Here is a 12819-nt window from a genome sequence, read left to right as displayed (position 1 = left end):
GGGTGGGACGGCGCACGCGGCGCGTCGTGCCGGCGGGAGAGGGCGGATGCCGGGGGTCGGGGCCGGAGCGCCTGGGCGACGTCGTGTTGAGGTTGAGAAACCACATGTAGGTTGAGACGCTCTCGGATTGGGTGGTTTTCAACCTGCACGTGGTTTTTCAACTTCAACGTGGGGGTGGGACGGCGCGCGCGGCGTGTCGTGCCGGCGGGAGAGGGCGGATGCCGGGGGTCGGGGCCGGAGCGCCTGGGCGACGTCGTGTTGAGGTTGAGAAACCACATGTAGGTTGAGACGCCCTCGGATGGAGTGGTTCTCAACCTGCACGTGGTTTTTCAACCTCAACGTGGGGCGACGGGCCGGGCGGAGCCGGGACCGAGCCCAGCAGGGCCGGCGCAGGCCCAGGGCCCGCGCCGATCCAGGGCCCGCGCCGATCCAGGGCCCGCGCAGGCCCAGGGCCCGCGCAGGCCCAGGGCCCGCGCAGGCCCGGGGCCCGCGCAGACCCAGGCCCGGGCCCGGCCCGGCGGACCGGCTCTAGGCTGGATCGGTGACTCCCGAACCGACCGCGAACCGCGCCGAGGCCGGCGTCGACGATCTCGCGGTGGCGGCGGCATCCACCGCGGGGATCACGTTGCCGCCGACGGGCATCGAGTCGGCGCGCGAGCGTTCGCTCGGCGGCGTGTACGCCTTCTCGGCGTACCTGCTGTGGGGCTTCCTGCCGCTGTACTTCCTGCTGCTCGCGCCGACGGAGCCGTTCGAGCTGGTCGCGTGGCGCATCCTGCTGTCGCTGATCTTCTGCGCCCTGCTGCTCACGGTCACGCGCACGTGGCGCAGGCTCGCCGCGATCATGCGGCAGCGGCGTCTGCTGTGGCTGACGGCACTGGCCGGCGTGCTCATCTACATCAACTGGCAGGTCTTCATCCTCGGCGCCCTGAGCGGGCACGTGATCGAGACGAGCCTGGGGTACTTCATCAACCCGATCGTCACCGTGATGCTGGGAGTGCTGGTGCTGCACGAGCGCCTGCGACGAGCCCAGTGGGTCGCGATCGGCATCGCGGTGGTCGCCGTCGTCGTGATCATCGTGGGCTACGGGGCGTTCCCGTGGATCGCCCTCACGCTCGCGGCCTCGTTCGGCGTCTACGGCCTCGTGAAGAACAAGGTCGGCCCGTCGGTCGACGCCGTGAGCGGGCTGACACTAGAGACCCTCTGGCTCACACCCGTCGCCGCGGTCGTGCTCATCGTCGTCGGCGTGACCGGAGGTCTCACGATGGGCACGAGCGGCTGGGAGCACGCACTGCTCCTCAGCCTCGCCGGCGTCATCACCGCCGTGCCGCTGCTGCTGTTCGCCGCCGGTGCCCGCCGCGCGCCGCTCACGCTCATCGGCATCCTGCAGTTCGTCGCGCCGATCCTGCAGTTCCTCATCGGCTGGCTCGTCCTCCAGGAGCCGATGCCGCTCGAACGCTGGATCGGGTTCGGCCTGGTGTGGGTCGCGCTCACCATCCTGACCGTGGACTCGGTGCTCCACACCCGCCGCGCGCGCCTGGCCGCGGCATCCGCCGACTGAGCCCGAGCCTGAGCCCGAGCCCGCGCCCGAGCCCGAGCCCGCGCCCAAACGGTGCCGCAGGCGGTCAGCGCACCAGTCGTGCGATCGCCTGCGAGGCCTCGGTGATCTTCGCGTCGGCCTCCGGGCCGCCCAGGCGCGCGGCGTCGACGACGCAGTGGCGCAGGTGGTCGTCGAGCAGCCCGACGGCGACCGCCTCGAGGGCGGAGGTCAGCGCGCTGATCTGCGTGAGGATGTCGATGCAGTACTTCTCGTCCTCGACCATCTTGTGGATGCCGCGCGCCTGGCCTTCGATGCGCTTGAGGCGGTTGAGGTACTTGTCCTTGTCGGTGATGTACCCGTGGTGGGTGTGCTCGTGCGTCTGGACGTCGGTCATGACTTCTTCTCCTGGAGGGAACGGAACGTGCGCAGTCGCAGGCTGTTGCCGACGACGAAGACGCTCGACAGGGCCATCGCGGCACCGGCGATCATCGGATTGAGCAGGCCCAGCGCCGCCAGCGGGATCGCCGCGACGTTGTACGCGAAGGCCCAGAACAGGTTGACCTTGATGGTGCCGAGCGTCGACCGTGACAGCCGGATGGCGTCGGCCGCGCTGCGCAGATCGCCGCGCACCAGGGTGATGTCGGATGCCTCGATCGCGGCATCCGTCCCCGTCCCCATCGCGAGCCCCAGGTCGGCCTGCGCGAGGGCGGCGGCGTCGTTCACGCCGTCGCCGACCATCGCCACGACCCGGCCCTCGGCCTGCAGTGCCTTGACGGCGTCGACCTTCTCGTGGGGCAGCACCTCGGCGGTGACGCGGTCGATGCCGACCTCGGCGGCGATCGCACGCGCCGCGGCGGCGTTGTCGCCGGTGAGGAGGACGGGCGTGAGCCCGAGGCCGCGCAGTTGTGCGACCGCCTCGCGGCTGGTGGGCTTGACCTGGTCGGCGACCACGAGCAGGCCCCGCACCTCGCCGTCCCACGCGACCGCGACGGCGGTGCGACCGGATGCCTCGGCCGCCGCCTTCGCGTCGGCCAGCGGCGCCGGCAGGGTCAGCGCCCAGTCCGCGAGCAGGACGTCGCGGCCGACGAGCACCGCACGCCCGTCCACGACGCCCGAGACGCCCTTGCCCGGCACGTTCTGGAACGACTCGACGGCGGGCAGGTCGCCGGTCTCGGCGACCGCGGCGCGCGCGATGGCCTGTGCGATCGGGTGCTCCGAGGCGTGCTCGACCGCGCCCGCGAGACGCAGCACCTCGCGGCGGGCGGCGGGGGCGGCATCCGCCCGCGTCTTCTCCACCGGATCCGGAATTCGGACTTCCGCGCGGTTTCCGGAGTCGTGGCCGCTGCCGCTCCGGAAAACGTCACGTTCTCCGGTTTCCGGATCCGAATCCGCGGCCACGACCACGTCGATGAGCGCCATGCGACCGGTCGTGACCGTGCCGGTCTTGTCGAGCACCACGGTGTCGACGGTGCGGGTCGACTCGAGCACCTCAGGACCCTTGATCAGGATGCCGAGCTGCGCTCCGCGGCCGGTTCCGACCAGCAGCGCGGTCGGCGTGGCGAGCCCGAGCGCGCACGGGCACGCGATGATGAGCACGGCGACGGCCGCCGTGAACGCCATGGGAGCGGACCCGCCGATGAGCAGCCATCCCGCCAGCGTGCCGATGGCGATCAGCAGCACGATCGGCACGAATACGCCCGAGATCCGGTCGGCGAGGCGCTGCACTTTGGCCTTGCCCGACTGCGCGTCTTCGACGAGACGCGCCATCTGCGCGAGCTGCGTGTCGTCGCCGACGCGCGTGGCGCGCACGACGAGCCGTCCGCCGGCGTTCACGGTCGCGCCGACGACGGCGTCGCCGGGCGAGACCTCGACCGGAACGGACTCTCCGGTCACCATCGAGGCGTCGACGGCCGACGTGCCCGAGACGACGACGCCGTCCGTCGCGATCTTCTCGCCGGGGCGCACGACGAACTCCTCGCCCACGCGCAGCTCGCCGACGGGCACGCGCTCCTCGACGGGGGAGCCGCCGCCGGCCGGGACGCGCAGCACGGCCACGTCCTTCGCGCCGACCTCGAGCAGCGCCCGCAGCGCGGCGCCTGCGCGCCGCTTCGATCGTGTCTCGAAGTACCGGCCCGCCAGCACGAACGTCGTGACGCCGGAGGCGACCTCGAGATAGATGTTGCCCGCGCCGTCGCTCGGCTGCACCGACCACTCGAACGCCTCCATCATGCCGGGCATGCCGGCGTCGCCGAGGAACAGCGCGTACAGCGACCACAGGAACGCGGCCGAGACGCCGAGCGAGATCAGCGTGTCCATCGTGGCGGCGCCGTGGCGGAGGTTGATCCACGCGGCGCGGTGGAACGGCCACGCTCCCCACACCACGACGGGGGCGGCCAGCGCCAGCGACGCCCACTGCCAGTAGGTGAACTGCAGCGCCGGGATCATCGCGAGGAGGATGACGGGCGCCGAGAGGATGGCCGATCCGATCACGCGCTGCCGCAGCGCGGTGAGCTCCGGGTCGGGGGCAGGGCCGCTGTCCGCGGTGTCGGGAACGGGCGGCGCGGGCAGTGCCGCGCTGTACCCCGTCTTGACCACCTCGTCGATGAGTGCCTGCGGGTCGATGCCCGCGGCGGCGTTCACGACGGCTTTCTCGGTGGCGTAGTTGACGGATGCCTCCACCCCGTCCATCCGGTTCAGTCGCTTCTCGATCCGCGCCGCGCACGAGGCGCACGTCATGCCGCCGATCTCGAGCTCGATCCGGGCAGCCGGGGCCGAGGCGTCCATGTCAGGCTCGCGCAGCCGCGTAGCCGGCCTCGTCGACGGCCGCGAGGACCGCGTCGTCGGCGAGGTCCGCCGCCGTGACGATCGTCAGGGTGCCCGCGGCCGCGCTCACCCGGACGTCCTCGACGCCGGCGAGCTTCGACACCTCGCGACGCACGGATGCCTCGCAGTGCCCGCACGTCATTCCGGTCACCGTGTACTGCTGCTCCGCCATGATTCTCCGGCCTTTCGACTCGTGGTTCACGATACCCCCTCGGGGTACGCCGCCTTCAGCTTATACCCGTCCGGGGTATGCGGGGCCGATCGGCACCGCATCGACCTGCGAAGCGCCGATCTCGCGGCGTTACAAACCGTTAACGAAGAGCAACACAAACAATCCCCTCCCGCGGTTAGGTTTAGGGCATTGAGTCGGTCCCCGAGCCGACCGCGTACACCCACAGCAAGGAGCAACATGAGCGTCTTCACCCGCTCGCGCAAGACCACCGTCCTCGGTGGACTGGCGCTCGTCGGCGCCAGCGCCCTCGTCCTCGCCGGCTGTGCCGGCGGCGGCACCGGCGGCACCGACGAACCGACCGACAACGGGCCGACCGAGGAGATGACCCTCAGCCTCGGCACGGCGCTTCCGCAGACCGGCAACCTGGCATTCCTCGGCCCGCCCGAGGAAGCGGGCGTTGCGTATGCCGTCGCGCAGATCAACGAGGTCAGCGACGACACCGGCCTCACCGTCGAGGTCGAGTACGGCGACTCGGGCGACACCGACAACAAGGCCTACGAGACCGAGATCCCCCGCCTGCTGGGCGAGGGCGTGTCGGCCATCATCGGCGCCGCGTCGTCGGGCACGTCGCTGCAGTTCATCGACCAGGTGACCGGCGCCGGCGTCATCCAGTTCTCGCCGGCCAACACGTCCGACGCGTTCACCACCTACGACGACAACGGGCTGTACTTCCGTACCGCGCCCTCCGACGTCCTCCAGGGTGAGGTCCTCGGCAACCTGATCGCCGAAGACGGGCACCAGACGCTCGGCATGATCGTCCTGAACGACTCGTATGGCACCGGCCTCGCCAAGTACGTCACCGAGGCGTTCGAGGGCGCCGGCGGCGAGGTCGTCGCGGCTCCCACCTACAACACGGGTGACACGAGCTTCGACGCGCAGATCTCGGAGGTCCTCGCGGCCGACCCCGACGCGATCGCCCTGATCACGTTCGAAGAGGTCAAGACGATCCTCCCGAGCCTGTTCGGACAGTTCCCCGCGGAAGACCTGTACTTCGTCGACGGCAACCTGGCCAACTTCGGAGACGAGTTCCCCGCAGGCTCGCTGACCGGCGCGAAGGGCACGTTCCCGGGCCTGTCGCTCGACGCGATCACGACCTTCACCGACGACCTGCAGGCGTTCGTCGAGTCGGAGGGTGACGAGCCGCTCACCGAGTTCACCTACGCGGCGGAGTCGTACGACGCGACGGTGCTCCTCGCACTCGCCGCGCTCGCTGCGGGCTCGACCGACGCGGCCGACATCGCTGAGAAGCTGATCGAGGTCTCGGGCGGCTCGGGCGATGGTGAGAAGTGCACCTCGTACGCCGAGTGCGCCGAGATCATCGTGGATGGGGGCGTCGCCGACTACGACGGCATCTCCGGTCCGATCACGTTCGACGAGGTCGGCGACCCGACCGAGGCGTCGATCGGCATCTACCAGTTCGTGGACGACAACACCTACGTCGCCTACGAGGACTGATCGTCTCCTGACGTAGAACGGCCCCGGGTCCTCGGACCCGGGGCCGTTCCGTATGTCCCGGCCGCGGCACGCGCCACGGCGGGACGCCCGCACAGCAGCGAAGCGGGGGTGGATGCCGTGGCATCCGCCCCCGCTTCGCGAGGCGTGCGGGCTACTTGCCCAGCGTCCCCAGGTACAACTCGGTGACCTTCGGGTCGCCCAGCAGCTCGCGGCCCGAGCCGGTGTAGGCGTCGCGGCCCTGGTCGAGCACGTAGCCGCGGTCGCAGATCTGCAGGCAGCGACGTGCGTTCTGCTCGACCATGATGCAGGTCACGCCGGCCTTGTTGATCTCGGAGACGCGGATGAACGCCTCGTCCTGCCGCACGGGCGACAGTCCGGCCGAGGGCTCGTCGAGGAGCAGCACCTTCGGGTCCATCATGAGCGCACGGCTCATCGCGACCATCTGGCGCTCACCGCCCGAGAGCGAGCCGGCGCGCTGCTTGAGGCGCTTGCCGAGCTCCGAGAAGATGCCGGTGACGAACTCGAGGCGCTCCTTGTAGATGCCGGGCCGCTGGTACAGCCCCATCTGCAGGTTCTCTTCGATCGTCAGGCTCGGGAAGACGTTGTTGTTCTGCGGGATCATGCCGACGCCGCGCGCGACGAGCTTGTTCGCCCGGAGGCCGGTGATGTCTTCGCCCTCGAGCGAGATCGTGCCGCTGCGGATGTTCACCTGCCCGAAGATCGCCTTCAGCAGGGTCGACTTGCCGGCGCCGTTCGGGCCGATGATGCCGATGAGCTCGCCCTGGTGGGCGACGAGACTGCAGCCGTTGAGGATGTTCACGCCGGGCAGGTAGCCCGCGTGGACCTCGTCGATGAGGACGACGGGGGTTCCGGTGGCGGTGGGAGCGGTCACTTGCCGTCCTCCTGTTCTTCTTCGGCGATGCCCTGGTCGACGAGGACATCGGCGTCGGCCGCCGCAGAGGCCGCGGCATCCGTCGTCGGATCGGCCTCGATGACGGCGATGCGGCCCGTCACGACGCCGAGGTCGAGCTCCTGGTGGGCGCCGAGGTAGGCGTCGATCACGGCCGGGTTCTTCATCACGGACTCGGGGTCGCCCTCCGCCACGATCTTGCCCTCGGCCATCACCACGACCCAGTCGGCGATGTGGCGCACCATGTGCATGTCGTGCTCGACGAAGAGCACGGTCATGCCCTCGTCCTTCAGATCGAGGATCTTGTCGAGGAGGGACTGGGTGAGGGCCGGGTTCACGCCGGCCATCGGCTCGTCGAGCATGACGAGCGTCGGCTCGGTCATGAGCGAACGCGCCATCTCGAGCAGCTTGCGCTGTCCGCCCGAGAGACTCGCGGCGAAGTCGTCGGCCTTGGCGTCGAGCTTGAACTTCTTCAGCAGCAGCATCGCGCGGTCTTCGATGTCGGCATCCTGCGTCCGCCACAGCGCCGGGATGAGGCTGGCCCAGAACTTCTCGCCTCGCTGGCCCGTCGCGCCGAGCTTCATGTTGTCCATCACCGTGAGCAGGCCCAGGGCCTTGGTGAGCTGGAACGTGCGGACCAGGCCCATACGGGCCACCTTGTACGCGGGCACGCCCGACAGCGACTTGCCGTCGAAGGTCCAGGTGCCGTGGTCGGGGCGGTCGAAGCCCGTCAGCAGGTTGAACAGCGTCGTCTTGCCCGCACCGTTCGGGCCGATGAGGGCGGTGATCGCACCCCGCGGCACCTCGAGATGCTCGACGTCGACGGCGGTGACGCCGCCGAACGCGCGGTGGATGCCGTCGGCCACGATGATCGGGTCGACCTTGGCGACGCCGGGGACGGCGTCGCCGACGTGGAGCCCTGTCGTCTTCGGACGGGCGACCGGAGCGGCCCCCGTGCTCGGCGGGGCCTCGCTCGTGGCGCCGTTGGAGGGCGTGCTGTTACTTGACAAAGGTCAGCTCCTTCTTGTTGCCCAGGAGACCCTGAGGCATGAAGATCACGAGCAGCATGAGCGCGACGCCCACGAGGATGAAGCGGAGCGTGCTCGCCTGGATCTGCGAGAGCCCGAACAGCCAGCCCGCCGATGCCAGCGCGGGAAGGACGTTCGAGAGGAACGTCTGCAGCGCCCAGAAGATGAGCGAGCCGAGGAGCGGACCGAAGACCGTCGCCGCACCGCCGAGGAGGAGCGCCGTCCACACGAAGAACGTGAGGGAGGTGACGTAGACGCCGGGGCTGACCGCGGAGGGGAGCGCATATACGACGCCTCCGGCGGCGGCGAGGACGCCGCCGAGCACCAGTGCCTGCATCTTGTACGAGAAGACGTTCTTGCCGAGCGAGCGCACCGCGTCCTCGTCTTCACGGATGCCCTTGAGGGTGCGGCCCCACGGGCTGTGGGTCAGCATCCAGACCACCAGCACGGCGATCCCGAGGGTGACCAGGCCCATGATGCGCACCCACCAGCCGGTCTCGTTGTACGTCCACGGGCCGAAGCCGTAGCTGCCGCTCGGGATCGGGTTCGAGGCGCGGAAGCTGGCGTGGTAGCCGCTCAAGCCGTCGGCCGAGCCCGTCACGGAGTCGAACGCCGTCGTGAGGAACAGCAGGCGCACGACCTCGGCGGCCGCGATCGTGACGATCGCAAGGTAGTCGCCGCGGAGGCGAAGCGTCGGGATGCCGAGGATCAGGGCGAAGATCGCCGCGGCGCCGAGACCGATCAGCGCACCCGCCCACCAGGGCAGGCCGAAGCTGAGGATCGAGATCGCGTAACCGTAGGCGCCGATGGCCATGAAGCCCGCGATGCCCATGTTGATCAGACCCGCGTACCCGAAGTGCACCGCGAGGCCGAGCGCGGCCAGCGCGTACCCGATCGTCGCCGGGCTCAGGATCGAGGAAGCGGTGTTGGAGAGAATCTGCAGCCAGTCCATGAGTATGCCCCTAACCAATCCGCTCGCGTCGGCCCAAGATGCCCTGTGGCCGGAACAGCAGGATCACGATGAGGATGAACAGTGCGCTGGCGTACTTGAGGTCGGCCGGGATCCACAGGCTCGACGCCTCCACCAGGATGCCCACGATCAGTGCGCCGACCAGCGCGCCGTACGCCGTGCCGAGGCCGCCGAGGACGACCGCGGCGAACATGAGCAGCAGGATCTGCGCGCCCATGTCCCACTTGATGCCCGGGCGGTAGTACGCGTACAGGATGCCGGCGAGGCCCGCGAGCGTGCCCGCGACGATCCACACCACGCGGACGACGGAGTCGACGTCGATACCGGACGCGGCGGCGAGCGACGGGTTGTCGGAGATCGCCCGCGTCGCCTTGCCGATCCGGGAACGCGTCAGCCACAGCGCGAACGCGACGATCACCACGATCGAGATGGCCAGCGAGATCATGTCGACCACGCTCAGCTGCACCGAGCCGAACAGCGGGATCTTGTTCTCCGCCGAACCCGGGAGCTGCAGAGTACCGCCGCCGATGAACAGCTGGAAGATGTAGCGCAGCGCGAGCGAGAGGCCGATGCTGACGATCATCAGCTGCACGACCGCCACTCGTCGTCGTCGCAACGGTCTCCACAGGATCATGTCGAGCACGAGGCCGAACAGGGCGCTGAGGATGACCGCGACGGGATAGCCGAGCCACCACGGCAACGCGAGGCTGGCAGGCGTCACCAGCAGATACGCCGCGATCGCACCGAACGTGACCATCTCGCCGTGGGCGAAGTTCGAGATGCCCGTCGTGCCGTACACCAGCGTCAGGCCGATCGCCGCCAGGGCGAGCATGAGGCCGAAGCTGACGCCCTGCACGAGGCGCTGGACGAGCTGGTCGAAGAAGCTCGTGACGTTGCGCTGGCCCTCGCCGATGAAGAAGTTGACGCTCACGCGTCCGCCCGGTCCCACGACGACTTCCTTGACGTTGGGGGACTCGTCTTCGGGATCGACGACGGCGATGCCTTCGGGGAGCGTCTCTTCGTTGAGAGTCACCACGTAGGTCTCGCCGCGCTCGGGAACGCCGACGCGCCATTGACCGTTCTCGTCGGTCTCGGCCTCCTGCTCACCGCCCGGCCCGTCGATGATGAGGACGACGCCTTCGAGCGGCTCGCCGTCGAGCTGCACATTGCCACTGATGCGGTACGGATCGTCGTCGTCGGCAGCCGCCGGCGTCGCGCTGGCGAACAGCCCGAACGCGACGAGCAGCAGCCCGAGCAGTGCGACGACGGCGCGCACTCCGGCGATACGTCTCGTGGTCACAGTCGTAGGACCCACAGAACCTCCAGTTCGGCACCACGCGTACACCGAAGCTCGGGTCGCATCGGCCGTGATGAACGACGGTACGACTGTAATGTGTCCGCGGTGTTTCGCCTACGGCACCCTGTGGATACGTGATCCGATCGCAACTCCCGCCGGGTTCGCGCGTGCGTGCGCGCGGCACCGCGCACGCGCTCCCGCGCGCCTCGACGCGCGGGAACAATCCGCGTTCTCCGGCGCTTAGAATCGAGTACGGAGCGTCACGAGCGCACCGGCCGCCGCAGTCCATCCCCGAGACACGCGCCGCGCGCGCAGGAGACCCCATGGAGCACCACGACCCCTTCGGCTTCGTCGGACTGACCTACGACGATGTGCTGCTGCTGCCTGGGCACACCGACGTCATCCCCAGTGAAGCCGACACCTCGTCCCGTGTGACGCGGCGGATCACGGTGGCCACGCCCCTGATCTCGAGCGCGATGGACACGGTCACCGAGGCTCGCATGGCGATCGCGATCGCCCGCGAAGGCGGTCTGGGCATCATCCACCGCAACCTCTCCATCCAGGAGCAGGCATCGATGGTGGACCGCGTCAAGCGCAGCGAGTCCGGCATGATCACCGACCCGATCACGACGACCCCCGACGCGACGATCGAGGAGGTCGACGACCTCTGCGCGACCTACCGCATCTCGGGGCTCCCGGTGATCGACGAGGACGGGCGACTCGTCGGCATCGTGACGAACCGCGACATGCGCTTCGTGTCGGGTTTCGAGCGCCAGACCACGAAGGTGCGCGACGTCATGACGAGCGAGGGCCTGGTCACGGGCCGCGTCGGCATCAGCGCGGGCGAGGTCATCTCGCTGTTCGCGCATCACCGTGTCGAGAAGCTCCCGCTCATCGACGACGACGGCACGCTCGCCGGCCTCATCACCATCAAGGACTTCGACAAGAGCGAGAAGTACCCGCTCGCGACCAAGGACGAGCAGGGGCGCCTGCGCGTCGGCGCGGCGATCGGCTTCTTCGGCGACGCCTGGCAGCGCGCCGAGGCGCTGCGCGACGCCGGCGTGGACGTGCTCGTGGTCGACACCGCGAACGGCCAGTCCGCCGGCGTCATCGACATCGTGCGCCGCCTCAAGGCCGACGCGAGCTTCGACCACATCGACGTCATCGGCGGCAACGTCGCGACGCGCGAGGGCGCACAGGCGCTCATCGACGCCGGTGTCGACGCCGTCAAGGTCGGCGTGGGGCCGGGCTCGATCTGCACCACGCGGGTCGTGGCCGGGGTCGGTGTGCCGCAGGTGACGGCCGTGTACGAGGCATTCCTCGCGGCCCGCGAAGCCGGCGTGCCGGTGATCGCCGACGGCGGCCTGCAGTATTCGGGCGACATCGCGAAGGCGCTCGTCGCCGGCGCCGACACCGTCATGCTCGGCTCGCTGCTCGCCGGCACCGACGAGTCGCCCGGCGAGATCGTGTTCCAGGGCGGCAAGCAGTTCAAGCAGTACCGCGGCATGGGGTCGCTGGGTGCGCTGCAGACCCGCGGCAAGAAGACGTCGTACTCGAAGGACCGCTACTTCCAGGCCGATGTGCCCAGCGACGACAAGCTGATCCCCGAGGGCATCGAGGGTCAGGTCGCCTACCGCGGTCCGGTCTCGGCCGTGGCGTACCAGCTCGTCGGCGGGCTGCGCCAGTCGATGTTCTACGTCGGCGCCCGCACGATCGACGAGCTGAAGGCCAAGGGCAAGTTCGTGCGCATCACGGCGGCGGGCCTCAAGGAATCCCACCCCCACGACGTGCAGATCGTCGTCGAGGCGCCCAACTACAAGCGCTGAGCGCGAATGCCGACGGATGCCGCGCCTTCCGCCGACGTGTTCTGCGAGGTCGCTAGCCTGATGTCGTGATCAGGCAGCGGCGGCACCCGGCGGCGACGCAGGGCACGCTGCGCCTGGAGGCTTTCACCGACGGCGTGTTCGCGATCGCGGCGACGCTGCTGGTGCTCGACCTCACGACGCATCAGCTGGGCAAGGTCGACAGCGACGCCGAGCTGTGGGCGGCGCTCGGCGGGATGGCCGAGCTGTTCTTCAACTTCGCGCTCAGCTTCGTGCTGCTGTGCCTGCTGTGGATGGTGCACGTCCGGCAGTTCGAGTACATCGCGCGCGTCGACGCGATGATGCTGTGGCTCAACAGCGGGCGGCTGCTGTTCATCGTGCTGGTGCCCTTCGCGACCGGACTCACGACCGAGTACGAGGCGTATCTGGCCGGGCGTCTCGCGATGCCCGTGACCTTCTTCTTCGCGATCCTGCTCGGCACGCTCGAGTGGGGCTGGGCGCGCCGGCGCCGCGACGTGCTCATGACCGGCACGAGCGAGACGGATGCCGTCGCCCAGGGCCGCGGATCGCTCAGCGCCCTCGTGATCTCGGCCGGCACCGTCGTCCTCGCGCCGTGGATCGGCTCAGCGGCGTTCCTGCTGTTCGCGCTCGACGGCGTGGTGACGAGGCTGCTCGAGGGCAGGCGGGCGGCACCCGGCGCCTCGGACCCCGCCGTCCCCGACGAGAACACGCGATAGCACCTCC

11 protein-coding genes are annotated in these 12819 nt (G+C 69.5%); 4 read left to right on the top strand and 7 right to left on the bottom strand.

What is annotated here, in order from left to right:
- Window positions 1-625: 625 nt before the first annotated feature.
- The gene (gene rarD / locus IM778_RS13350; RefSeq protein ID WP_420488858.1) at window positions 626-1558 is read left to right on the top strand and encodes an EamA family transporter RarD; all 933 of its coding nucleotides are present in this window, start codon (window positions 626-628) and stop codon (window positions 1556-1558) included.
- 64 nt (window positions 1559-1622) lie between these two features.
- Here the strand turns inward: rarD and IM778_RS13345 are convergent, their stop codons facing one another.
- Genes IM778_RS13345 through IM778_RS13335 form a run of 3 tightly spaced genes read right to left on the bottom strand, consistent with a single transcriptional unit; the run spans window position 1623 to window position 4532 of the window.
- The gene (locus IM778_RS13345) at window positions 1623-1931 is read right to left on the bottom strand and encodes a metal-sensitive transcriptional regulator (protein ID WP_194409337.1); all 309 of its coding nucleotides are present in this window, start codon (window positions 1929-1931) and stop codon (window positions 1623-1625) included.
- Window positions 1928-4321, bottom strand: a complete 2394-nt coding sequence (locus tag IM778_RS13340) for a heavy metal translocating P-type ATPase (protein ID WP_194409336.1) — start codon at window positions 4319-4321, stop codon at window positions 1928-1930. The genes IM778_RS13345 and IM778_RS13340 overlap by 4 nt, the downstream gene beginning before the upstream one ends.
- A 1-nt stretch (window position 4322) precedes the next feature.
- Window positions 4323-4532, bottom strand: a complete 210-nt coding sequence (locus IM778_RS13335) for a heavy-metal-associated domain-containing protein (RefSeq protein ID WP_194409335.1) — start codon at window positions 4530-4532, stop codon at window positions 4323-4325.
- A gap of 237 nt (window positions 4533-4769) precedes the next feature.
- On the opposite strand from IM778_RS13335, the gene IM778_RS13330 reads away from it, so the two are divergent.
- Window positions 4770-6047: an ABC transporter substrate-binding protein gene (locus IM778_RS13330; RefSeq protein WP_194409334.1), complete on the top strand. Its 1278-nt coding sequence runs from the start codon at window positions 4770-4772 to the stop codon at window positions 6045-6047.
- A 151-nt stretch (window positions 6048-6198) separates the two neighbouring features.
- Here the strand turns inward: IM778_RS13330 and IM778_RS13325 are convergent, their stop codons facing one another.
- The 4 genes from IM778_RS13325 to IM778_RS13310 are packed head-to-tail and all read right to left on the bottom strand — an operon-like array spanning window position 6199 to window position 10255.
- A complete protein-coding gene (locus IM778_RS13325) occupies window positions 6199-6939 on the bottom strand; it encodes an ABC transporter ATP-binding protein (RefSeq protein ID WP_194409333.1) in 741 nt (246 codons plus the stop codon).
- Window positions 6936-7967, bottom strand: coding sequence for an ABC transporter ATP-binding protein (locus IM778_RS13320; protein WP_194409332.1), 1032 nt, complete (start codon window positions 7965-7967; stop codon window positions 6936-6938). The genes IM778_RS13325 and IM778_RS13320 overlap by 4 nt, the downstream gene beginning before the upstream one ends.
- The gene (locus tag IM778_RS13315; protein ID WP_194409331.1) at window positions 7957-8937 is read right to left on the bottom strand and encodes a branched-chain amino acid ABC transporter permease; all 981 of its coding nucleotides are present in this window, start codon (window positions 8935-8937) and stop codon (window positions 7957-7959) included. Before IM778_RS13315 ends, IM778_RS13320 begins: the two co-directional genes overlap by 11 nt.
- 10 nt (window positions 8938-8947) lie before the next feature.
- Window positions 8948-10255, bottom strand: a complete 1308-nt coding sequence (locus IM778_RS13310) for a branched-chain amino acid ABC transporter permease (protein ID WP_194409330.1) — start codon at window positions 10253-10255, stop codon at window positions 8948-8950.
- A 320-nt stretch (window positions 10256-10575) separates the two neighbouring features.
- On the opposite strand from IM778_RS13310, the gene guaB reads away from it, so the two are divergent.
- Both guaB and IM778_RS13300 read left to right on the top strand, forming a co-directional pair.
- Entirely contained in the window at window positions 10576-12078 is a 1503-nt protein-coding gene (guaB, locus tag IM778_RS13305) for an IMP dehydrogenase (RefSeq protein ID WP_194409329.1), read from the top strand.
- Between the two features lie 65 nt (window positions 12079-12143).
- Window positions 12144-12812, top strand: a complete 669-nt coding sequence (locus tag IM778_RS13300) for a TMEM175 family protein (protein WP_194409328.1) — start codon at window positions 12144-12146, stop codon at window positions 12810-12812.
- Window positions 12813-12819 lie beyond the last annotated feature (7 nt).

The sequence above is a fragment of the Microbacterium cremeum genome (genome assembly GCF_015277855.1).
In the GTDB taxonomy this organism is placed as follows: domain Bacteria; phylum Actinomycetota; class Actinomycetes; order Actinomycetales; family Microbacteriaceae; genus Microbacterium; species Microbacterium cremeum.
Note: the sequence above shows the minus strand (reverse complement) of the source record. Positions and strands in the feature narration are given on the sequence as shown.